Annotated in this window: 18 protein-coding genes; 12 read left to right on the top strand and 6 right to left on the bottom strand. The window is 39.0% G+C overall.

The window, feature by feature from the left end:
• Positions 1–91 precede the first annotated feature (91 nt).
• Entirely contained in the window at positions 92–1,423 is a 1,332-nt protein-coding gene (argH, locus tag OQ289_RS03305) for an argininosuccinate lyase (protein ID WP_270089406.1), read from the bottom strand.
• A gap of 279 nt (positions 1,424–1,702) precedes the next feature.
• On the opposite strand from argH, the gene OQ289_RS03300 reads away from it, so the two are divergent.
• From OQ289_RS03300 to OQ289_RS03280, 5 genes are all read left to right on the top strand, one after another.
• Entirely contained in the window at positions 1,703–4,615 is a 2,913-nt protein-coding gene (locus OQ289_RS03300; RefSeq protein ID WP_270089405.1) for an alpha/beta hydrolase family protein, read from the top strand.
• A gap of 479 nt (positions 4,616–5,094) precedes the next feature.
• Positions 5,095–5,466, top strand: coding sequence for a 30S ribosome-binding factor RbfA (rbfA, locus tag OQ289_RS03295; protein WP_270089404.1), 372 nt, complete (start codon positions 5,095–5,097; stop codon positions 5,464–5,466).
• Positions 5,467–5,486: 20 nt separating this feature from the next.
• On the top strand, positions 5,487–6,122 hold the full coding sequence (gene aat / locus OQ289_RS03290) for a leucyl/phenylalanyl-tRNA--protein transferase (protein WP_270089403.1): 636 nt from the start codon (positions 5,487–5,489) through the stop codon (positions 6,120–6,122).
• Between the two features lie 3 nt (positions 6,123–6,125).
• A complete protein-coding gene (locus OQ289_RS03285) occupies positions 6,126–7,214 on the top strand; it encodes an aminotransferase class V-fold PLP-dependent enzyme (protein WP_270089402.1) in 1,089 nt (362 codons plus the stop codon).
• A 193-nt stretch (positions 7,215–7,407) separates the two neighbouring features.
• On the top strand, positions 7,408–8,055 hold the full coding sequence (locus OQ289_RS03280) for a hypothetical protein (RefSeq protein ID WP_270089401.1): 648 nt from the start codon (positions 7,408–7,410) through the stop codon (positions 8,053–8,055).
• Positions 8,056–8,078: 23 nt separating this feature from the next.
• On the opposite strand, the gene OQ289_RS03275 is transcribed toward OQ289_RS03280, so the two are convergent.
• Positions 8,079–8,489 (bottom strand): hypothetical protein, encoded by a 411-nt coding sequence (locus OQ289_RS03275; RefSeq protein WP_033563358.1) that lies wholly within the window; start codon positions 8,487–8,489, stop codon positions 8,079–8,081.
• 360 nt (positions 8,490–8,849) lie between these two features.
• Between OQ289_RS03275 and hemA the strand changes: the two genes are divergently transcribed.
• From hemA to OQ289_RS03250, 5 genes are all read left to right on the top strand, one after another.
• Positions 8,850–10,091: a glutamyl-tRNA reductase gene (gene hemA / locus OQ289_RS03270; RefSeq protein ID WP_270089400.1), complete on the top strand. Its 1,242-nt coding sequence runs from the start codon at positions 8,850–8,852 to the stop codon at positions 10,089–10,091.
• A gap of 117 nt (positions 10,092–10,208) precedes the next feature.
• On the top strand, positions 10,209–11,795 hold the full coding sequence (gene hemC / locus OQ289_RS03265; RefSeq protein WP_270089399.1) for a hydroxymethylbilane synthase: 1,587 nt from the start codon (positions 10,209–10,211) through the stop codon (positions 11,793–11,795).
• A gap of 77 nt (positions 11,796–11,872) precedes the next feature.
• Positions 11,873–12,847: a porphobilinogen synthase gene (gene hemB, locus OQ289_RS03260; protein WP_270089398.1), complete on the top strand. Its 975-nt coding sequence runs from the start codon at positions 11,873–11,875 to the stop codon at positions 12,845–12,847.
• Between the two features lie 141 nt (positions 12,848–12,988).
• Positions 12,989–14,308, top strand: coding sequence for a glutamate-1-semialdehyde 2,1-aminomutase (hemL, locus tag OQ289_RS03255; protein WP_270089397.1), 1,320 nt, complete (start codon positions 12,989–12,991; stop codon positions 14,306–14,308).
• Between the two features lie 135 nt (positions 14,309–14,443).
• The gene (locus tag OQ289_RS03250) at positions 14,444–15,274 is read left to right on the top strand and encodes a hypothetical protein (protein ID WP_033563363.1); all 831 of its coding nucleotides are present in this window, start codon (positions 14,444–14,446) and stop codon (positions 15,272–15,274) included.
• Positions 15,275–15,340: 66 nt separating this feature from the next.
• Here the strand turns inward: OQ289_RS03250 and argC are convergent, their stop codons facing one another.
• From argC to OQ289_RS03235, 3 genes are all read right to left on the bottom strand, one after another.
• A complete protein-coding gene (gene argC, locus OQ289_RS03245) occupies positions 15,341–16,360 on the bottom strand; it encodes an N-acetyl-gamma-glutamyl-phosphate reductase (protein ID WP_270089396.1) in 1,020 nt (339 codons plus the stop codon).
• A 143-nt stretch (positions 16,361–16,503) separates the two neighbouring features.
• Positions 16,504–17,691 (bottom strand): argininosuccinate synthase, encoded by a 1,188-nt coding sequence (gene argG, locus OQ289_RS03240; RefSeq protein WP_270089395.1) that lies wholly within the window; start codon positions 17,689–17,691, stop codon positions 16,504–16,506.
• 156 nt (positions 17,692–17,847) lie between these two features.
• A complete protein-coding gene (locus OQ289_RS03235; protein ID WP_033563366.1) occupies positions 17,848–18,564 on the bottom strand; it encodes a GNAT family N-acetyltransferase in 717 nt (238 codons plus the stop codon).
• A gap of 624 nt (positions 18,565–19,188) precedes the next feature.
• On the opposite strand from OQ289_RS03235, the gene OQ289_RS03230 reads away from it, so the two are divergent.
• Positions 19,189–19,437, top strand: coding sequence for a hypothetical protein (locus tag OQ289_RS03230; protein WP_033563367.1), 249 nt, complete (start codon positions 19,189–19,191; stop codon positions 19,435–19,437).
• Positions 19,438–19,464: 27 nt separating this feature from the next.
• On the opposite strand, the gene OQ289_RS03225 is transcribed toward OQ289_RS03230, so the two are convergent.
• A complete protein-coding gene (locus OQ289_RS03225; protein ID WP_333485568.1) occupies positions 19,465–21,621 on the bottom strand; it encodes a S9 family peptidase in 2,157 nt (718 codons plus the stop codon).
• A gap of 178 nt (positions 21,622–21,799) precedes the next feature.
• On the opposite strand from OQ289_RS03225, the gene OQ289_RS03220 reads away from it, so the two are divergent.
• Entirely contained in the window at positions 21,800–23,431 is a 1,632-nt protein-coding gene (locus OQ289_RS03220) for a S8 family serine peptidase (RefSeq protein WP_270089394.1), read from the top strand.
• The last annotated feature ends 245 nt before the right edge of the window (positions 23,432–23,676 follow it).

Genomic DNA, 23,676 nt, shown 5'->3' with positions numbered 1-23,676 from the left:
AATCTTTCCAACCCGAGAGAGTCTCAAAATATCTGATATAAAAAATGGTCGTACATACATGTACGACCATTTTCAATTTCTGTATGAAGAGCTATTTGACCAACTCGTTCAATGCTTGATCAACTTTTTCAAACCCGAAAGAAGCCTTTATGCGTTCAAACATTGCTTCAATCTGATCGTTGCAAAGATTGCCTATACTACCCTCATGGGTATGATTGACCTCCTTGGATGGTTTAAATGTCCCCTCTTCTATCGCCATACCGATATTTTTATATGCTTCTCTAAACGGAACTCCTTGCAATACTTCGTTATTTACGACTTCCACCGAAAAAAGATAATCATACTTTGGGTCATCCAATACATTATCCTTAACAGTTATATTATTTAACATATAAGCCGCAATCTCCAAGCATTCATTCAGGGACTTAAACGCTGGAAATAGATTCTCTTTCAATAGTTGCAAATCACGGTGGTAGCCTGAAGGTAAATTGGTTGTCATTAAAGCAATTTCATTGGGCAATGCTTGAATCTTATTACAGCGAGATCTAATCAACTCAAACACATCTGGATTTTTCTTATGTGGCATAATACTGGAACCTGTAGTTAAGTGTGCGGGGAATGAAATAAACCCAAAATTTTGATTGATATAGAGTGTTACATCCATCGCAAACTTGGCAAGGGTCGCCGCAATAGAGCTCATTGCTTGTGCTAAGATTCGCTCCGTCTTACCTCGACCCATCTGTGCATAGACCACATTATAATTAAGATCCTCAAAACCCAACAAACGGGTTGTCATGGTACGATTGAGCGGAAAAGAAGAGCCATATCCAGCAGCTGAACCTAGTGGATTTTTATTACAGACATTCCAAGCAGCTTTCAATAATTCTAAATCATCAACCAAACTTTCTGCATAAGCTCCAAACCATAGTCCAAAAGAAGAAGGCATGGCTATCTGCAGATGTGTATAGCCAGGAATTAAAATGTGTTGGTAGCGGTTACTTAATCCCGTAAGGGTATAAAACAATTCTTCTGTATTACGAAAGATGCTTTGTATTTCTGAACGAAAGTATAATTTCAAATCGACCAACACCTGATCATTTCGTGAACGTCCAGAATGTATTTTCTTTCCTGCATCTCCGACGCGCTGGGTCAGCATCATCTCAACTTGAGAATGAACATCCTCCACGGAATCCTCAATCTGAAACTGACCGTTCATAACTTCCGAATAAATATTCTTCAATTCCATCTGGACAACCTCAAGATCTTCATCCGACAACAAAGAAATACTATTCAACATTTTGGTATGAGCCAATGAGCCTAATACATCAGCTGCCGCAAGCTGCAAATCCATCACACGGTCATTCCCTACCGTAAATGATTCGACAAATGAATCTACATCTATATTTTTTTGCCAGATTTTCATATCTAATACTATGTTTTTAATGATACATCAGAGCCTTTCCTTTAGCGGGACTCTTTTCATATCTAATAATATGCCTTTTTATGGTGAATCGCTCGAAATGATAGCAACCTTCCAACGCATAGCGCGAAAGCAAAAATACCATTTGCAACGGAAATACTACAATCTAATACTAGGTTTAGTCCAGCAATTTGTATCATTCTTGAAATGCGACACCCTTGTGCGTCAAAACTATTATTTTCGCACAAAATTACTGCATAAGCCTAATTTTTATTAACAAACATGAAGAAACTCAAATTAATCAGTTGTATAGCCTTACTATGCACATATTGTAACATCACCCAAGGCCAAGCAAAGTCTGCTCTGAAGTGGACGGACATCCCAAGTTGGAATTTCACTCGTACAAGTGGAAGTAGTTATTCTAATAACGGCCAATGGTTTGCTTCCGTGGCAGGTCCAACGGAAGGAGATTTGACATTAACAATAAGAAAGGTAATAGACACTGCGCGCTTTAATTACCCTATAGGTGGACAATCGAGTCAAATCATATTTAGCCAGAACAGTAATTTCGTCGGTTTTATGGAGTCTCCTAAAACAAAAGAAATTAAAGCGCTTGTACAACAAAAAAAGACCCCTACTAAGAAATTGAGGGTTGTCTCACTACAAGACACATCCAGCGTCGTATTTGAAAACGTAAAAAGTTTCACCTTTTCAGCTGATGACGGATCTTGGCTAGCGGTTAGTTTTTCACCGACAGGACAAGCTTCCAACACATTCAAAGGAGCAGATCTACTATTGTACAACCTGCTCACGAAAAAAAGTTATAATATTGGAAATGTCTCCGACTACAGCTTTAATAAAGCCGGGTCTTATTTGGCATTCACAGTAGACGCTGCCGGAGAAAATGGAAACGGGGTATTCATCCGTGATATGAAAACAGGATTGATTACGGCATTGGCCAACGATAAAGCGTCTTTTTCAAAGATTAATTGGAACGAAGAAGGTACGGCATTCACATTAATAAAAAGCAAAAAGGAAAAAGGATACCGAGATTTGCTATATACTGCAATTGCTGTCAAAGATCTCAATGGAGATTTGACCAAGATTACCCAATATAATGGTCTAGCCAACAAAGACATTACAGAAGGATTTGGAATTAGCTCGAACAGCACACCATATTGGTCCAAAGATTTAAAATCTATCTTCTTTGGGATTGCAAAAATAGAGCGAGATGAGAAAAAAGAGATTGAAAAGACGGTATCGGTTGGAAAAAAGGATACCTTGAGTACACAGGATCTTATTGCAAAACAAACTACTGACAGTACAAATACTACTGCAGATTCTACGAAGATTACCTCGAATAAGAAAGACAAAAAGCCAGTGGTGGATAAAAAATCCATCAAAAAACCAGATATGATTATCTGGAACTGGCAGGATAAGCGCCTTCAATCGGCCCAGAAAAACCAACTCATGCGTGACAAAAACTTCAATGCATTGGGGGTATATCATATCGATGAAAACCGATTTGTACAACTTGGAGATAGCATATTCAAATCCGTACAATTGGCTCCTAGTCAACAACTCGCCCTATCATATGATATCAGCGAATATGAATTGGAAAGCAACCTCAATGGTCAGTCTTATGCAGACATCTACCTCGTTGATGTCCATAGTGGACAAAAGCAGCTGCTCATCAAAAAGTTCTACATGAACGCCTCCAGAGGTGGATTCCAATTCGCACCTAACAGCGAATGGATATCCTATTACCAAGATGGAGCTTACTATGTAATGAATTTGAAGAGTTTGAAATCTCAAAACATTACCGCCAAAATCCAAAGCTCATTTATAGATAATAAATCAGACCACAATATTGACCGTCCGGCGACACCAAGTTATGGATGGACAGCAGATAGTAAATATCTGCTCATTCGCGATAACAATGATCTATGGAAAATCAGTCAGGACGGCCAATCTATTGTACAATTGACAGCCAACTTTAAAAAAAGCGGCTTAGTGGCACAAGGAGTATACCGTATCTATGAGAAGGACAAAAACATTGATCTAAAAAAAGACCAATATTTTGGAATTTTTGACGATAAAACAAAAAATTCAGGGATTGGGATATTAGCTCCTGGCACGCAGAAGATAAAAATCCTGTTTCTCGACTCGAATAGATATGGACTTAATGGAAAGGCTGAAGAAGGGAGCACATTTTTCTTTAATAAGCAGAGTAGTACCAAATCACCTGAAGTCTTTGCATCTCAACAAAAGACATTGGACGCAGCAGTACAACTCACTAGCAACACTCCTGATCAAAACAAATTTGCTTTTTCATCGGGGGTCAGATTGATTTCTTATGTAAATGATTTCGGAGACACTTTACAAGCCTCTCTTTACTTACCCGCCAACTACGTAGAAGGGAAAACTTATCCGACAATAACCTACATATATGAGCGCCTGACAGACGAATTGAATGCCTACTCCATGCCTGCTTTTCCTGGAGGTGGATTTAATAGAGCAATGTACACCAGCAACGGATATGCTGTTTTGATGCCAGACATCACTTATCAATTGAATCAACCCGGAATGTCGGCGGTAGCTTGCGTGGTTCCAGCGGTGAAAGCCGCCATAGCGACAGGTATTGTTGACGAAAAGAATGTAGGTATTCACGGTCACTCATGGGGAGGGTACCAAACGTCATTCTTAATAACACAGACAAATATATTCAAAGCGGCAGCAGCGGGCGCGGCTTTGACGAACATGATATCCATGTACAGCTTAATTTACTGGAATTCGGGAAGCTCCAACCAAGCGATATTTGAATCAAGCCAGGGAAGACTAACCACGGGATACTGGGACAATTGGGAAGCTTATGCCCAAAACTCCCCAATCTTCCATATCAAAAAAGTAAATACACCACTCCTACTATTGCACAATGACAAAGATGGTGCTGTAGATTATACTCAAGGTATCGAGTACTATAACGGACTCCGTAGACTGAACAAACCTGTTGTGATGCTCACTTACAATGGCGAAAACCACGGATTGGTAAAAGAAGAAAACAAAAAAGACTATGCCGTCCGAATGATGGAGTATTTTGATCACTTTTTGAAAAATGAAAAATCTCCCGACTGGTGGGAAAAAGGAGTTGATCTGATTGACATGGACAAGCATCTGGAGGAGCGCGCATTCTAAAACGGAAGTTAACACAGTATTAATATTGACTTAATACTGTGTTAACAAAAAAAATTTAAGATGTTCAAACAGCTTAAAAGCTTGTGTCTTGATATTGGTAGGCCTTTTTTTACAATTTATCGAAACACAATAAGTAAGTGATCGGTTACTTTTTTTTGAGATAACACTTTGTGCAAAGGATTTATATCCATATGTTTGTGACAACAAAGGGAGAATGGAAAGAAGGAAAAAGGACGGATGAGCTAATACTCACCTTTTTCAAAAGCAAAATAAACCAACTATGATAGACCCTAAAGTCTTAAAACTTGAAAAATATTACAACCTAACCAATTATAAACTAATTTTGAGCAAAAGGCCCGTCAACACCCACGACAGGCCTTTTTTATTTCCCCTTGAAGTACCTCTACGTGAAGAATTATTAAAAAAATAAACCGTACATTTGTCATCAATTCACTATTCAAATATCAAGTCACCCAACTATGGCAACAGAAAGCAAAAGACAGCAACGATTTGCGGGGGTCATTCAGCAGGATTTAGCAGAGCTATTTCAACGAGAAGGAAACCATTGGGCGCCCGGTGCATTTATCACAGTCACGCGGGTGCGCGTCACACCTGATCTAGCAATAGCAAGGGTTTACCTCAGTTTCCTAAATACAGCTACAGCGCAAGAGGACATCAAAGCTGTAAGGACTAAGACAACCGAAATTAGATATAAGCTTGGTTCGAGAATTAAAAACCAAGCGCGAATCGTCCCTCAACTAGAGTTTTTCCTCGATGACACCAATGAGTATGTCGAACATATGGACAAAATATTTGACAAAATCAGTAAAGAGCCAAGACAACCAGATTAGCAATCTGGTTTTTTAATGTCATGATTTTTCAACTAGACAAAAACGAGCTTACATTCCCTCATCCCAGCTATGCTGATGACGATGGGCTACTAGCAATCGGAGGAGATCTTTCAACAGAAAGATTGATACTTGCATACGAAAATGGCATATTTCCATGGTTTAGTGATGATTCCCCTATATTATGGTACGCTCCCCATAATCGTTTTGTCATCTTTCCAGAGCGTCTACGAGTCAGCAAGAGTATGCGACAAACCATTAGGAAAGGCATCTATACGACCACTTGTAACCAGTCATTTGCCACAGTCATTCAACGATGTGCCCAAATCAGTAGAAAAGACCAAGAGGGCACGTGGATTACACATGACATGATCCAAGCTTACATCACGCTATATAATTGTGGATATGCACACTCTATAGAGGTATGGGAAGGAAAAAACCTTGTAGGTGGATTGTATGGCGTCATGGCAACAACCGGAATATTTTGTGGCGAGAGCATGTTTTCAGAAACCTCAAATGCTTCGAAAATAGCATTGATAGATTTATTCCATTTTTTTAATCTCAAATTTGTAGATTGTCAATTCCATACGGATCACCTTGCCTCTATGGGTGGCGAGATGATTTCACAGGAAGATTATTTAGAGATGCTTAATATTTAACGCATGCAATCATCTTATAAAACCTACTTTGATATCCCTGAAGATATCGCTTATCTTTCTACGCCAGGCTCTGGATTGATTCCTTCAGAAATAAAACAGTGGCGAGCAGAACGGGATATCGCATTTTTCGAAACTGCTACCGACTTGCGAGAACAACAGGGCGCATTTATAAATCAAGTAAAGCAATCTATTGCACGTTTTTTTGGAACTACTTCCCTTAATATCTTTTGTACACCTAACTTTTCAATTGGATTTAATGTCTTATTGAATGGTCTTCCAAAAGATGCTCGTATACTGCTATTAGCCGATGACTATCCGTCAGTAAATTTCCCAGTAATAAGCCGAGATTTCGACCATACGTTTGTTGAAGTCAATGAAAATTTGGAACAAAACGTAATAGAAGCCATCGGACATTACAAACCAGATGTATTTATCCTAAGTATCGTCCAATATATTTCGGGCATAAAAATAGATCTGTCGTTTGTCCAAGAACTAAAGCACCGCTACCCCGATATGATGATTATTGGAGATGGCACGCAATTTTTAGGTACCGAAGCTTTCCATTTTGACACTTCGGGTTTCGATGCCATAGGATGCAGTGGATACAAGTGGTTGATGTCGGGTTTTGGAAATGGCTTCTTCATCCTCAATGAAAAAACCAGGAACTATTTATATAGGGAAGCTCAACAGCAAACACCAACTTTTGAAAAAATGTGGGAAGGGAAAACGATACTTCAATTATACTTTGAACCAGGTCATGTAGACACTTTAGCACAAGGCACGCTCCAGCAATCCTTACATTTTCTAGAGAAGCTTACTATAGAACGCACATCTGCTTTTACAAAAGAATTGACAGCTGCAGCAAAAGCAGAATTTGAGGCCCGAGGTATCTTATCCACCATAATCAGCAAAAGGCAAGTATCCAGCAATATCTTCAATCTACAAATTGAACCGCATCATTTCTCAACGTTAATGGACAATGGTATTAAGTGCTTTCCTCGAGGTAATGGCATCCGAATAGGATTCCACCTGTATAACGACCCAAGGGATTTGGAAATGTTATTACATGTAATTGACTTTCAACTGAAGTAGGAGGAAAACTATCTTTGGCAAGTGGAACAGAGGCCAAATTACTTTAAAGTAGATACAGATGAAACTGAAAAATAAATGATTTTGATACCAAAAATCAAATATCACCCCATCCAGCTCTCATCAGCATTTAAAAACGTTAAAGGCTGTATGGATATCTTTGGAAACAGATAATAATGAATTAAAAAATAACGAGATGAAATTTAAAATAGGAGACTTGGTCAGATTCGTCGACGAACCAATCGAAGGCCACATCACATCTTTTCAACACAATGATATCATCGGTGTGACAGATGATACAGGATTTGAAATCCCCGTACTCAGCAATAAAGTCACCTTAGTGCATGGCAACATGCAACGCGAAGATGATGAACAAGAAGAAGTGAAAACGATTGTGGAACCGACACAATTTATAGAAAACGGCATATTATTAGGAATCTCGGGCGATCAAAAAGAAGGCTTAGCAAAGCTACATATCATCAATATGACTTCTTACGAACTACTGGTCAGTATCTCCGAAGTCCACAACAACAAAGTAAAGGGAATATTCGCAGAAAAAGTAGACAAGCACAGTGCTTCTGCTTTCTTTTCCGCCAATTTCAGTAATGTAGGAAACTGGCCCATCTTTCACTTTCAAATCCTTAGACATCGATCATCACTCCATAAGGCAAATGAACTATTGGATAGAGAGCAACGTGTCCGTCCTATAGACCTGACAGAGACCAAACATCTCAATACCACTTTGGGTGAAAAAATATGGTATTATGAATTGGACAATAAAGAGGAAATTGGTCTTGACAAATTGAAATCACACTTTATTTCGAATAGACCGAATAGAAAATAGGGCTGGTAACTCCGCCCTATTTTCTATTCTTCAGCACCTTCTCTCACCTTACGAGGTTGCCAAGTACTAAGGAGCAAACACAGAACTCCTAGAAGGTATACGATCCATCCCCATCGCATATGTATAGATTTAGAAAGTATACCGTCCGCAAACTTCCATCCAAAATAGTTGTTAATCTTAAAAAAAACTGCAGAAACACTAATTAGATACCACACGGCAGTAACTCTTGCCATTAATCTATAAAACCCTAGTTGCCTAACAAAGAATAATAGGCCAGTTATACCAACAATGATATAGGTGATAAAGAATAAAGCCTCATCGGTTTGATATAGATTCCAATTGCCCTTTATAGGAACCTTTAACATCGGTAATATTCCGGAAATCAAACATAGGAATAATCCCACCAAAACAAACTTTTTACGAACAATCAACATACTCTCAAATTATTTATAAATCCATCAAAAGTAACTATAGTTGCCTATATCTTCATGTAAAAAAAATGAAAAGTGGGTTCATAGGTGACCCTATATAACAACCTTACAAACTACCCTACAACCACTGTAGTCTTTATCATTTTATACAATATCTCAAGTCTTTTAAAATTGACAAAAAATGATAATGGTCACTATTTTTTGTAAACAACAAATGTAATTTTTTGAAAAACAGATAATTAACAATAATTTAACATTATTTATAATCGTTCTAAATTCTTGTGTATGACAGATTTTTGACAGAACACATGCCGCTTTAACCTACATTTGCACAACTAATATAGTGAGCAACAAGATTTAGCTTTGAAGAATTTAAAAGTTATAGCATTTACACATAAGCATGTCGAGCTTAAAGACCTTGGCAATCTAGTCATTTGTAATGAAGAGCTAGAGAGCAGATTGGTCAACTTAAAACATAGTCTTGATATTCCTGAGATTTTCTATATCGGCACATGCAATCGTGTCGAGTTTGTCTTTTATGGAGCCTATGAATTAAGTGACGACTTTGTGGCAAAGTTTATGGAGAAACTAAACTTTTGTGTCCCTCAAGAACGTCTTCAATGCTACCTTGGACAGGTCAATCGTTATGAAGGTCTAGATGCGCTCAACCATCTTTTACGTATGTCCTGTTCACTAGAGAGCTTAGTAGTTGGCGAAAAAGAAATACTTGCGCAAGTACGACGTGCATACGAAAAGTGCAAAGAAGCTGGTTTTACAGGAGACTTTCTAAGATTGATGATGGATCGCCTGATTAAGACCGCTAAAGAGGTCTACACCTATACTAAAATATCTAGAAACCCTATTTCGGTCGTATCACTTGCTTATCGTAAACTCAGAGAGTTAAAATTAAGCAAAAACCCAAGAATTTTGGTCATAGGCTCAGGAGAGACCAATCAGAATCTTGCGAAATACCTACAAAAGCATAAATTTACAAACTTTGTTATCTTCAACCGTACAGTTGAAAATGCAAAAGTACTTGCCGCTGAACTTGATGCACCTATCTATCCATTGAGTGCTTTGAAAGATTACAAAAATGGGTTTGACATATTGATTACTTGTACTGGTGCCCCTGATTCGATTGTCAATGAAGAGATGTATCAATCTTTGTTAAACGGGGAGACAGACAAGAAAATAATTGTCGACCTAGCCATTCCGAATGACATCGACGCAGCGGTCATTGCCAAATATCCAATACATTATATCGAGGTCAGTAGCCTACAGGCAATTGCTGAGAAGAATATACAGGAGCGTTATGATGAACTTTCCAGTGCAGAACTCATCATCAAACAAAACATAGAAGAGTTCCTCCCCATTGTAAAACAGCGACGCGTAGAAATAGCAATGCGTCAAGTTCCTGAAAAAATCAAGGAAATTAAATCCTTCGCAATGAATGAAGTATTTGCACAAGACTTGAATAAGCTTGACCCACAAGCAAGAGAGGTTTTGGAGAAGGTCATCAGTTACATGGAGAAAAAATACATAAAAGTCCCCATGGTCATGGCCAAAGAAATCTTGGTAAAATCTACAGATATCGACAACAACTAGATTTGCATATTCCTTTTTCTTAAAAATCGATATATTCTGACAGTGCTATGTCGGCATTGTACATCTATTTGGCTAAATTTGCGCTATCATATTCTAATCTATTTAATATAGTATAACGTGAACAGAAAATTAATCATTGGAACCCGCGGAAGCGCTCTTGCAATGTGGCAAGCTAACCATATCAAAGATAGACTTGCCGACGTAGGCATCGAAGCCGACTTAAAAGTAATCAAAACCCAAGGTGATATCATACAACACCTGAGACTTGACAAATTAGAAGGAAAGGGATTCTTCACAAAAGAGTTAGAGGAAGAATTGCTTTCCGGAACCATTGACCTCGCTGTTCATTCACATAAAGACCTCCCTACTGTAAATCCTCCTGGGTTAATTATAGCAGCAGTGTCCGAGCGCGAAAATCCTGCCGAACTATTAATTGTACTAAAAGACTGTGTTGATATCAAAAAGCGTCTGTCCTTAAAACATAACGCTACGGTAGGCACTTCCTCCAACCGAAGAAAAGCTCAATTGCTCTCTCTACGTCCAGATTTAGAGTTTGACGACTTGAGAGGCAATCTTCAAACACGTATTCAAAAGTTGAGAGATGAGAACTATGATGCGATTGTATTAGCAAAAGCGGGCATAGAGCGCATTGAAATGGATCTTTCAGAATTTCATGTAGAAGAGATTCCACCAGTAGAAATCATTCCAGCACCAGCTCAAGGAGTATTGGCAATTCAAATCCGAGAAAACGACCAAGAGCTCTTCCAAACATTGCAAGCAATCCATGATGCTGCTGTAGCAGAGGTCATAGCAGTTGAAAGAAAAGTACTTAATCTATTTGATGCTGGCTGTCACGCCCCTCTAGGCTGCTATTGCCGCAAAGTTGACAACAAGTATGAAGCTTGGACATCAGTAGCCGATACCAGCGATGAATTCCCTGACCGTCTGTATATCCAAAGGGATACAACTGATGGAATGGCCGAAGAGATTTTTGCGAAATTTGCTAAAGACCGAAAACTTCCAGGGTCAGTATTCATTTCTAGGGATATTGATGAAAACACCTATTTTGCCCGTGCATTGGCCAAACATAATATCGTCATCGACGCTCGTTCATTAATACGAATATATCCTGTTATCAACAAATTAGACCCATTCATCCTTAAACATGTAGACTGGGTATTCTTTGCTAGCAAGAATGGAATTGATCATTTCTTTGCTTTGGAGCCCCAACTCCGCAAACACACTAAAATAGGTGTCGTAGGCAGAGGCTCTGAAGAAGCTTTACGCAAGTATGATCGTATAGCAGATTTTTCAGGTGATGACTTCGGTATACATACCGATGAAATCGGCCACGAATTTGCAAAGATTGCCGATGGACAGACCGTATTGTTTCCTAGAGCTAAAGGTTCGTTAGAAACCATTCAAAAAGCGATGACCGCAGGCACGAAAATAATCGACATGCCTGTTTACGAGACAGTACTGGAAGAAGACGTAGCAGCCTCTGCTGCCGATGTCCTGATCTTTACTAGCCCAAGCAATGTAGAGGCTTATTTCAATGATAACCTCATCGAACCTGGGCAACAAATCATATCAATAGGAAAGTCAACCGGTGCCAAGATTGAGGAAATGGGGTTACCCTACGTCACTCCTTATTCTCCAGATGAAATAGGCCTTGCAGAGGCGGTGTTCGGATTGAAGTACTAACATTCAAAAAAGCAATTAAAAGGTAGTGTAAAAGGGATTGCTCCCATTTATACGCCCTTATCTAATATCAAAACAACATGTTACAACGTCCTAGAAGAAATCGTAAATCTGCCGTGATTCGCGACATGATTCAAGAGACACGTTTAGACGCGTCTAATTTAATCTTTCCTTTATTTATAGTAGAGGGGAAAAACCAGAAAACTGAAGTTTCTTCGATGCCTGGCATCTATCGATATTCGATTGATAATCTTTTACGTGAAGTCGAAAGTTGCTTAGCTCTAGGCTTAAAATCTTTTGATCTCTTCCCTAATATAGAAGAAGCCTTAAAGGATAAGTATGCAACCGAAAGTTACCGAAGCGGAAATCTATACACGCGTGCCATCGAAGAAGTAAAGAAAAATTTTCCAGAGGCGTGCGTAGTGACAGATGTCGCGATGGACCCCTACAGTAGCGATGGACACGACGGAATCGTTGAAAGTGGCAGGATATTGAACGATGAAACCCTGGATGTATTAGGTAAAATGGCGTTAGCTCATGCGCAGGCGGGTGCAGATATTATCGCGCCATCAGATATGATGGATGGTCGAATTGGATACATTCGCAATATACTTGATAAAAATGGTTTTACCGAGGTCTCTCTAATGTCCTATACCGCCAAATATGCTTCCGCATTCTATGGTCCATTCCGCGATGCTTTAGGGTCGGCACCAAAGCATGGTGATAAAAAAACCTACCAGATGAATCCCGCCAATTCAAGAGAAGCTCTGATTGAAGCACAACTAGATGCCGAAGAAGGCGCAGATTTCTTGATGGTCAAGCCCGGTCTCCCTTATTTGGATATCATCAAGTTATTGGCAGACAACTTTGATTTACCTATTGCAGCATATAATGTGAGCGGTGAGTATGCGATGCTGAAGGCCGCTGCTCAAAACGGTTGGTTAGATGAAGAACGCTCCATAATGGAAACATTGCTAAGTTTCAGAAGAGCGGGGGCAACTGCAATCCTAACCTATCATTCCAAAGAAGTACTGGAAAAAGGTTGGTTAAAATAATCCATATGCCCGAACACATGTTTCGGGCATATTTATTTTATGTCCAATCAACTTCTTATTGTCAATCTAACCTCATAGTTCTAATCAAAAGTGGTTATTCGCAAATAAATAGATAATTTTGGAGCGATAACAACGACAACTATGAGCAACACATTCTATCCTGATATTTCAAGGGAAAAATCTAAAGAACTATTTGAAAAAGCAAAACAATATTTTCCCGGCGGGGTCAATTCTCCAGTAAGAGCTTTCAAATCCGTATATGGATCTCCTCTATTCATCGAGCGTGGCGATAAAGCCCATTTATGGGATGCTGACGGGAATGAATTCATTGATTTTTGTTGTTCCTGGGGACCCCTTATTTTAGGACATAACAATGCTGAGGTACGTAACGCCGTCGCCAGTCAATTGGAGAAAGGATTGAGTTTTGGAGCCCCAACAGCACTGGAAAATGACCTTGCCGACCTCATTCTGTCCAATAACAATTACATGGAGAAAATTCGTTTTGTAAGTTCAGGTACAGAAGCCGTCATGTCGGCAATTCGATTGGCTCGCGGCTACACCAAAAGAGATAAGATTATCAAATTCGAGGGGTGCTATCACGGTCACTCCGATTCACTATTAGTAAAAGCTGGCTCAGGTTTGGTAACCTTTGGCGAAACATCATCAGCAGGTGTACCCAAATCTTTTGCAGAAGAAACTATCGTCATTGCATTGAATGACCCAGAGGCACTGCAAACCGTGTTCAGTCAATTTAGAGATCAAATTGCAGCCGTTATAATTGAGGGCATACCCGCTAACAATGGTCTACTCATCCAGTCTAAAGAATACATCGATTTCCTTCGTCAGATTACAAAAGAAAATGGAACACTTTTAATATTTGACGAGGTCATTACCGGTTTCCGACTTGGATTTGAAGGTGCAGCAGCACATTACAATATTCAGCCTGATATTATTACTTATGGAAAAATCATCGGTGGTGGAATGCCTGTAGGTGCATATGGAAGTTCTAAAGAGCTCATGGCCTGTATATCTCCGGACGGGAATGTATACCAAGCAGGTACATTGTCGGGCAATCCGGTAGCGATGTCCGCAGGAATTGCAGCATTGGGCATATTGTCGCAACCCGATTTTTACAAGAATCTCGCCCAGGTTACAGAAAAATTCATCTCTGAAATCCGCGAGTACGTACTATCTAAAAACTATGAACTGCAGATACAACTTGTGGGATCGATCTTTTGGTTTGCATTTAGTCCAAACACGAATATCACTCGCGCTGATCAAATCGACCATAAGTCGATGGAAAAATACAAAATCATGCATCGTGAATTGTTAAATAGAGGTGTTTATTTTGGTCCATCGGGGTATGAAGTTGGCTTTATCTCTGCCGCACACACCGCACAAGATCTTGAAAAAGCAAAGAAGGCAATTTTCGAAAGCTTAGATGTAGTTTTTAGCCAATAGGGCCTTCATAATTGCATACTAAAAAGTATAAAAAATAGATTAAATCGAAACAATTCTATACATTTAGCGTTATAGAACAATAGGATTTCGGTCTTACATAAATTCAATCAAATCTTTAATTATAAATACACTAAAATGAAAAAACAATCATGGAAAGCAGCATTAGCTATTTTGGCCGTTGGCGCAACCATAGCTTCATGTAATAATCCAGCCAAAACAACAGGGGACGAGAGCGGAGATTCAACAGCAATTTCAGACTCTTCCACTACTTCCTCAATAACAGTCACTCCTATCGCTCACTCCAAAGATTTTCCGGGAGCTGAATTAAAAATAGCCTCACTTACATCTGAAAAAGTAGGAACAGACTCCGCGAAAGTAACAGTGAAGTACACCGTCAATAATTTCAAACTGACAGAGCAGACAGCGCATGAGCACGCTGACCATCTCGCCAACTCCCATGACGGCCAGCACATTCATTTCATCTTGGATAATAAGCCATATGCAGCATTGTATAAGCCTGAGAATTCAGTGACGGTTGCGTTGAACTCTGAGCACTATTTACTTTCATTCCTATCACGTTCGTACCACGAATCTATTAAAGCTGCTGATGCTTATAAGCTCGTTAAATTCAAAGTGGATGGAACGGGCAAATTGACTGAACTTCCAACACCTACTGAAGCGAGCTTATTCTACAGCCGTCCAAAAGGAGAATACAAAGGAGAAGATACTAAAAATTTATTGCTAGACTTCTATTTGGTAAATACAGCTATTGCAGCTGACGGGAACAAAGTTGTCGCAACAGTAAACGGCCAAGAATTTAAATTGGACCAATGGACTCCATATGAGATTAAAGGACTACCTCTTGGAGATGCGAAGATTAAATTGACACTTGTTGACAAAGATGGCAATGCCGTTACTGGAGACAACGTGTCAGTAGAAAGAGATATCAAATTATTAGAAAAATAGTCCGATATACTCAAAAAAAGAGAGAAGGGACTTAAAATTAGTTTTAAGTCCCTTCTTTGCTATAGATTAAAACCCTACAGACTTCAATCTCAAACCCTCACGTTCATCTAAACCGAATAGTAGGTTCATATTTTGTACGGCTTGACCAGATGCACCTTTCAATAGATTGTCAGTAGCATTCAAAATCAGCAATTTATCTCCATGCTTCTCTAAGTGAATAATGCTTTTATTGGTGTTCACTACCTGTTTCAGATCAATATTTTTATGACTAACTATTGTAAAAGGATGGGTGCCGTAATACGATTCATACAACTGATAAGCGTCCGCTTCATCCCCCTGAAAATCAACATAAATAGCTGAAAATATACCTCGTGTAAAATCTCCTCTTTGCGGGATAAAATTTATTCTCTGCGCGGCCCTCTCTAAAAGAGTACCAGGGATATCTGGCAAAAACCCATCTTGCAATTGATCCAATGACTCCGAGATCTCTTGTAGATGTTGATGTTCAAAGGATTTATAGGCAGATAGGTTATTATTTCTCCACGAAAAGTGGGTAGTCGGCCCTGGCTTTTGGCCAGCGCCTGTAGAGCCTGTCGTGGCATGCACGTGGATTTGTTCTGAAAGCTTTCCATCCGCAGCCAAAGGCAATAGTGCTAATTGGATGTTAGTAGCGAAGCAACCTGGATTCGCAATATAGTGTGCAGCTTTGATGGCTTCACGATTCAGCTCTGGAAGTCCGTAAACAAAATTCCGGCTTTGATACTCGGTATTGGCTTTTAATCGGTAATCTTGAGACAAGTCGACAATTTTCACATGTTCAGCAATAATATTTGTCTCTAGGAATTTCCGAGCATCACCATGCCCCACACACAAAAATAAGACATCAATGTCATCGCAAATATCTGAAGAAAAAATGAGCTCTGTATCGCCAAATAGGTCATTATGCACATCATAGACTTTATTACCTGCATTAGACGCACTCTGTGTAAAAACAATCTCGACTTTAGGATGGTAGATCAACACACGAAGCAGCTCACCTCCTGTATAACCGGCTGATCCCACTATACCAACTTTAATTTCTTTCATCTATAAATATTTTTAACATTAAAATTCAAAGTCATCTCTATGATAAAAAATGAAATTTTAAACAGATACAGACCAATATATTACTTACCAATCATGTGTCGTTTTACGGTCTTCATTCGAAAAATTCAACCTTAATCAAATAACTAGTCTTTAGTATTTACTTTATGCCAAATAAGAGTCTGATTTCCAAAAATTTTAGAAAACCCCTTAACATCATCACCAGTCCAACCATTATTCATCTCACCGTAGGTACCAAATTTATTTGACATCAAATCATTATCTGAATCTATTCCCAGTATAGTAAAACGATAAGGGTTAAGTTCTACATATACACGTCCGTTCACAGTACCTTGAGAACTCGCTAAAAAAGCTTCGATATCTCTCATGACAGGATCATGCATCTGCCCTTCATGCATATAGTTACCATAGAAACCAGCAATTTGATCCTTCCAAGCCAATTGCCACTTAGTCAACGTATGTTTTTCCAAGGTATGATGTGCCTTAATCAAAATCACAGGTGCAGCAGCTTCGAACCCCACACGTCCCTTTATACCAATGATGGTATCCCCAACATGGATGTCCCTACCTATGCCATAAGGTTGCGCAATAGCTTGCAGTTCCTGAATAACCCTCACAGCACCAATTTTATTTCCATCCAATGCTACAGGCTCTCCATTTTCGAAATCAATCGTAATTTTCCGGGTATTTGTAGAAGTTGCTGCTGTAGGCCAAGCTGATTCTGGTAAATACTGATTGGAAGTCAACGTCTCTGCTCCTCCAACAGACGTACCCCAAATGCCCTTATTAATTGAATACTTAGCCTTTTCTGCAGAATATTCCACTCCATGCTGACTTAAGTATTCAATTTCAGCTTCTCTACTAAGCTTTAAATCTCGGATTGGGGTAATGATTTCCACTCCAGGAATCAAAGTATTAAAAATCATATCAAACCGTACCTGATCATTACCTGCTCCAGTCGATCCATGTGCCACACATTCAGCCCCAATTTTCTTTGCGTAGTTGGCAATTGCAGTAGCTTGGCATACACGTTCCGCGGATACTGACAAGGGGTAGGTAGCATTTTTAAGTACATTCCCAAAGATCAAATATTTAATGCTATCACGATAGTAGTTCTCTGTTTCGTCAACAACAGCATGAGATTTAACACCTAATTCATAAGCGCGTTTTTCAATTTGATCCAATTCATCTTTCGAAAAACCACCTGTATTTACAATCACAGAGTGAACTTCTAAACCTAAATCTTGAGTAAGATAAATACAACAAAATGAAGTATCCAATCCTCCACTAAATGCTAAAACTACTTTTTTCATTGGAATATATTTATTTATGAGTATAAGCCCAAATTGTATAAATGAGCCCGTTACACTCGGTTTGTTTATTCATTATGGTTTGTCTCCAAAGGCTCGTAAATTACCTTCACTGATTTTAAAGGTAGTCAATCCCACCGAGGGTTGACAACAAATAGGCTAAAATCCCTTTGCCGCCTTACGAGGTTGAGGAAAAAAGGTCAGTACTATCTTTTTTGTCGATTTCCACAACTTGGCTTCAATACGTTTCAATAGTGATTGCTTCTTCGCAATCCGCTCTAACCGTTCCTTAGCTTCAAGCTTTCGTTGGATCTTTTCCTTTAGTTCCTTTTCCTTTTCAACTGGATCCCAAAGCATGGCAGTACACATACAATTCTTACGCTCTTTGCTAATCAATATATCATAATTAACACAGCTCTGACATCCCTTCCAAAATTCATCATCAGTTGTTAACTCCGAATAGGTCACAGGCTCGTAGCCCAAGTCAGAATTAATCTTCATGACTGCGAGTCCCGTAGTAAGTCCAAATATCTTGGCGTGAGGGTATTTTTCTCTAGACAATTCAAAGACTCTTTTCTTAATAGCTTTAGCCAGTCCTACTTTTCTAAAGTCAGGGTTCACAATCAATCCCGAATTGGCCACATAGTTTTCGTGCCCCCATGTCTCAATATAACAAAATCCTGCCCATCTACCATCTTTATGTAAGGCAATGACAGCTTTTCCCTCTATCATTTTCTTCGCTACATATTCCGGTTTACGACGCGCTATACCTGTACCGCGTGCTTTTGCAGATTCAAACATCTCATCGCAGATAGTCTCTGCGTACTGTGTATGTTCGGGCTTTGCCGGAATAATCAAAAAATCTGAAATAGTCATCTATTTATACGACCCCAAATAATAAAACAACAACTGAATGTTAGTTTTGTTAAAAAATATATAAACTAAAGGATTGAAAAATCGGATCTCCGAGCAGGAAAATCTTCTTATTTTTTGGAAGTGGCCTGCCTCTTTATCAAGCTCGAGGCAGTATGGGTCGTCGGAAGCGGATAAACGGACGTTCCATTTGCAACGAAGAATAAGCACACCTTCCCACAAACCTCTCAAAAGGTTGCGAAAAAGAAATATGTCCTATTTGATGTATCTTCATTTTTTTGTTATAGACGTCCATGTATATCGACTGCGCAAATGTATAAAATTATTTTTTTCTTTTATGCAAGAAACTCTTCGTTTTTTTGAAAAAAACACAAATTCTTACGCATTCATGATAACTTAAGAATTTATTGATTTTCAGACTACTACCTACCACCACTCTTGCGCTCCAGTTTTTACGAAATTGCTATTTTTTCGTCTAATATTTATAACCTTTCTATTACTAAAACATTCACTCAAAAAAGCATCCACAGGTCAATTTGATGTCATCATAAGACCGTAAAAGATTTATGGATTTTGTAAGTGGTTAATTTTAGGTATTTTTGGAGCGAACTTATAGAACATAGCGAAATGGATACGCCCAGTATAATCTTTTACTTATTTTTTGCAGTGCCTTATATTTTTGTCATGTACTGGCTCGTCAAGCAAGACAAAAAAAAATACGTGTGGGGGATTACCATTGTGACAATAATAGCCATCATCGGAATCATAGTCTCACAAAAGGCCAGTAAGGTTGCAATGGACAACTATCGTCAACATCAGATAGACTCTCGAGAAATTGAACGGGAAGAGAAGCTGGATAGTCTTCACAATAAATAAAAAAATGGGACAAATAGTCCCATTTTTTTATTTATCAATATGTTCTAATTTAAATAGAAAAGCATATTCCAAAGCAATCTCCTTTAGGTAATCAAATCTTCCTGACGCACCACCATGGCCGTAGTCCATATCCGTTTTGAGTAGTAGTACATTTTTGTCGGTCTTCATTACACGTAATTTTGCTACCCATTTCGCTGGCTCGAAGTATTGGACTTGGCTATCATGCAGACCAGTCGTGACCAGCATATTGGGGTAGTCCTTTGCTTCTACATTTTCGTAAGGAGAATAACTCTTCATATACTGATATGCCTCTTTACCATTCGGATTACCCCATTCATCATATTCATTTGTAGTTAATGGGATTGTTTCATCAAGCATAGTATTGACCACATCTACAAATGGAACATTTGCGATTACACCATGCCACATGTCTGGAGCCATGTTGACTACAGCTCCCATCAATAGCCCACCAGCACTCCCTCCCTTTGCATATAGGCGACCTTTAGCTGTATATTGTTGGTCAATAAGATATTGTCCACAGTCAATGAAATCGGTAAATGTATTTTTCTTTTTCATCATTTTTCCATCCTCATACCATTGTCTTCCCATTTCCTCTCCACCCCGAATATGAGCGATGGCATAAACAAAACCACGATCCAAAAGGCTTAATCTTGTAGACGAAAAAGATGGGTCCATAGATGCTCCATATGATCCATAGGCATACAGCAATAAAGGAGACCTACCGTCACGCTCTATCCCTTTTTTATAAACAATCGAAATAGGAATAGAAGTCCCATCTTGCGCTTTTGCAAATACTCGCTCCGTTGCATAATCCTTAATCTCATATCCACCTAAGACAGGCTGCTGTTTAAGAAGCTTCTTATCGTGCGTATCCATATTATACTCATATGTCGATGAGGGTGTCACCAAAGAAGTATAGCCATATCGAACCACATCCAAATTATATTCTACATTCGTACTTGGATACACCGTATACGCGGCTTCTCCAAAATCTAGGTAATGCTGGTTTCCATCTTTCAAACTACGAACAGCCAGCTGAGTAAGTCCATTCTTTCGCTCCGAAATAACAATAAAATCCCTAAACTCGTCGATATCACTCACCAACACATCTGTACGATGGGGGATGAATTCTTTCCAATTTTCCTTTCCTGTACGGTCAAGAGGACATTCCATCACTTTAAAGTTCGTCGCGCCATCATTTGTAACAATCAAAAATTTATTTTCCAAAGCCACCACCGAGTAAAGCACATCTTTTACACGAGGTTGAAAAACCTTGAATGTTCCATTTGGATCATTAGCATTTAAAATGTAAACTTCAGAAGAAAGCGTCCCTCCTGAATAAATCAGGATGAACTCTCCATTTTTCGACTTACTTACTCCAATATAATTTGTATTATCCTTCTCGTCATATACGGTTACATCTGCTTGTTCATCGGTCCCAATACGATGTCTTTTAATTTTTTCACTCAACAAAGTGATTGGATTCTTGGATGTATAAAACAGCGTTTCATTGTCATTCGCCCAAGTAGTACCACCTGAGGTCCTGCTGATACGATCACTAAAGATCTTGCCAGTTTCCAAATCCTTGATGTGTACTATATATTCTCTACGAGAAATGGTATCAACCCCATAGGCCAGTCGCTTATTGTCTGGACTTATAGACAGACCACTGATGGCATAGTAAGCGTGTCCCTCAGCCATAGCATCAACATCTAGCAAGACCTCCTCTACCCCATCAAGACTTCCCTTCTTACGACAATATTTATAATACTGCTTTCCTTCCTCTGTCCGTGTATAATAGTAATATCCATTTTTTAAGTATGGCACCGACTCATCAGCTTCCTTAATCCGTCCTTTCAGCTCATCAAAAAGTCGCTTCTGAAAGGGTTCGGTATCTTTCATCATGCCTGAGGTGTAAGCATTCTCCGCTTCTAGATATTGGACGACGTTGGACGAATCTGGACCCTTTTTGAAATAGTCAATCATCCAATAATAATTATCGACTACGGTATCCCCATGGATAATCCGCTCGTGTGCCTTTACATCCGCAACTGGTGGAGTCAGGTCAGGCCATGTTACTGCTTTATTTTCCAACATTGTATTATTTGAAGAACAGGACGCCATAGTGAATACTCCAGCAGCCCACAAAATTAATTTACTCATAATTTAGCGTCAAGATTAGCAATTCCACAATAAAAAAGCATTTACTCCCTTTCTCAATGAAAATTCATTAAAGATAGGCGAAAATTTTAGCGATTTAGAATAAATTAACAGTTTGCTTTAGATTATTGCCCTATATTTGCTTATACATCAATTTTAAATAAAACATTAAGCAGCAAGAATGAGATTAAGTAAATTAGCATTTATATTAGCACTAGGACTTTTACCTTCGCTATCATTTGCCCAAAAAGATAAAAAAGCTCCGCAAAACTGGTTTAATCTTGATTTTCAACAAGACGGAGTGATGGGGATTAGCACGGAAAAAGCATACAATACTTTACTAAAAGGCCGAAAAGCAACTCCTATAATAGTAGCTGTCATTGACGGAGGAGTAGATGTCCAACATGAGGACTTAAAAGATGTGCTCTGGACAAATACGAACGACAACAACGATAATGGCAAGGATAACGACAAAAATGGGTATGTCAATGACAAGCACGGTTGGAATTTCATTGGGAATGCCAATGGAGAGAATGTCAACCAAGACAACCTCGAATTGACCCGCCAAATTAGGAAATTCGAACCTAAATATATCTCCGTCCTTCCCAGCACGCCATTAAGTGCCGCCGAAAGAAGAGAGTTCGTTGCTTACCAAGGGATGGTAAGCGAGTATGCCCGTAAACTTGAAGAAGCGCAATTCGGCCAACTCAACTATGGTAAACTTAAGGAACAGTTGGACAATATCTTCATAAAGATTGGAAAAGATACCTCGGCATTAACCCTTGCCGACATCGAAAACTATCAGACGACTACTGATCAGGAGAAAATGGCCATCCGGATTGCAAAAAAAGGTATCCAAGAAGAAAAATCAGTTGGAAAGTTCTATAGCCAAATTGCAGATGCAAACATCTATTTCGGGGATCAAATAAACTATCATTTAAACAAGGAGTTCGACCCTAGATATATTATTGGAGACAACTATGAAGACGCAAACGAGCGCTATTACGGAAATCCAGACGTGACAGGCCCAGATGCACTTCACGGAACGCATGTGGCAGGAATAATAGGCGCAAAACGTAATAATGGAATCGGCATCAATGGGGTAGCAGATCATGTGCAAATTATGGCACTAAGAACTGTTCCTAATGGGGATGAGAGAGATAAGGATGTAGCCAATTCCATCCGATATGCAGCGGAAAATGGAGCAAAGGTCATCAACATGAGTTTCGGGAAAAGCTATGCCTACAACAAAAAAGCTGTAGATGAAGCGATTAAGTTTGCCCTATCCAAAGATGTATTGTTAGTACACGCTGCTGGTAACGATGGCCAAGACGTCGACATACACAAGAACTACCCGACGAAATACTTTACTGACAGTTTAGATGCTATTCAAGGTGAAGCCGATGCGTGGATTACGGTAGGTGCTAGTGGTCTTTATCAAGATGATGATCTTGTAGCTGACTTTTCCAACTACGGCTACAAGACTGTAGACGTATTTGCTCCAGGAGTACAGATTTATTCCACCGTACCCGATTCCAAATACAAAGAAGAACAAGGCACCAGCATGGCATCTCCTGTGGTCGCCGGGTTAGCAGCTTTAATCCGTTCATATTATCCACAGTTGACAGCAAAAGAAACCAAGGACATCATTCTAAAATCTGTAATCAAAGTGGACAAAAAGATAAAAGTAAAAGGAGAAGATGGCAGTAATAGAAAAGTATACCTGGACGAAATCAGTGTTACAGGAGGAATAGTGAATGCTTACCAAGCCGTTGTAGAAGCCGATAAATATATGTCAAAAACAAAAAAATAATTTTTTGTGATAAAATACTATAAGCTACCTATCTTACGTTTGATAAGAAGTTGATAACAAACAAAATTAGATTAGCTTATGGTCGAAAACTTTACAAAAACTAAAGTAGATGCTTATGTACTCAAAAATCAAGACCAGGCCAAAAGCCACGACGAGATATTTGAGATTAAGTTAAAATCAAGTCTACAAAATTTGTCGAAAAATCCCAACAAAACGACAATTGACAATATTTTGGCTTATTCAAA

It is taken from the genome of Sphingobacterium sp. SYP-B4668, from assembly GCF_027627455.1.
Classification (GTDB): domain Bacteria; phylum Bacteroidota; class Bacteroidia; order Sphingobacteriales; family Sphingobacteriaceae; genus Sphingobacterium.
The sequence above is the reverse complement of the archived record's forward strand: the minus strand, read 5'-3'. Positions and strand labels throughout refer to the sequence as shown.

Bases quoted from the DNA above. Each gene is read 5' to 3' on its own strand.
- argH (WP_270089406.1), bottom strand. From the start codon at position 1,423: ATGAAAATCTGGCAAAAAAATATAGATGTAGATTCATTTGTCGAATCA.
- OQ289_RS03300 (WP_270089405.1), top strand. From the start codon at position 1,703: ATGAAGAAACTCAAATTAATCAGTTGTATAGCCTTACTATGCACATAT.
- rbfA (WP_270089404.1), top strand. From the start codon at position 5,095: ATGGCAACAGAAAGCAAAAGACAGCAACGATTTGCGGGGGTCATTCAG.
- aat (WP_270089403.1), top strand. From the start codon at position 5,487: ATGATTTTTCAACTAGACAAAAACGAGCTTACATTCCCTCATCCCAGC.
- OQ289_RS03285 (WP_270089402.1), top strand. From the start codon at position 6,126: ATGCAATCATCTTATAAAACCTACTTTGATATCCCTGAAGATATCGCT.
- OQ289_RS03280 (WP_270089401.1), top strand. From the start codon at position 7,408: ATGAAATTTAAAATAGGAGACTTGGTCAGATTCGTCGACGAACCAATC.
- OQ289_RS03275 (WP_033563358.1), bottom strand. From the start codon at position 8,489: ATGTTGATTGTTCGTAAAAAGTTTGTTTTGGTGGGATTATTCCTATGT.
- hemB (WP_270089398.1), top strand. From the start codon at position 11,873: ATGTTACAACGTCCTAGAAGAAATCGTAAATCTGCCGTGATTCGCGAC.
- hemL (WP_270089397.1), top strand. From the start codon at position 12,989: ATGAGCAACACATTCTATCCTGATATTTCAAGGGAAAAATCTAAAGAA.
- OQ289_RS03250 (WP_033563363.1), top strand. From the start codon at position 14,444: ATGAAAAAACAATCATGGAAAGCAGCATTAGCTATTTTGGCCGTTGGC.
- argC (WP_270089396.1), bottom strand. From the start codon at position 16,360: ATGAAAGAAATTAAAGTTGGTATAGTGGGATCAGCCGGTTATACAGGA.
- argG (WP_270089395.1), bottom strand. From the start codon at position 17,691: ATGAAAAAAGTAGTTTTAGCATTTAGTGGAGGATTGGATACTTCATTT.
- OQ289_RS03235 (WP_033563366.1), bottom strand. From the start codon at position 18,564: ATGACTATTTCAGATTTTTTGATTATTCCGGCAAAGCCCGAACATACA.
- OQ289_RS03230 (WP_033563367.1), top strand. From the start codon at position 19,189: ATGGATACGCCCAGTATAATCTTTTACTTATTTTTTGCAGTGCCTTAT.
- OQ289_RS03225 (WP_333485568.1), bottom strand. From the start codon at position 21,621: ATGAGTAAATTAATTTTGTGGGCTGCTGGAGTATTCACTATGGCGTCC.
- OQ289_RS03220 (WP_270089394.1), top strand. From the start codon at position 21,800: ATGAGATTAAGTAAATTAGCATTTATATTAGCACTAGGACTTTTACCT.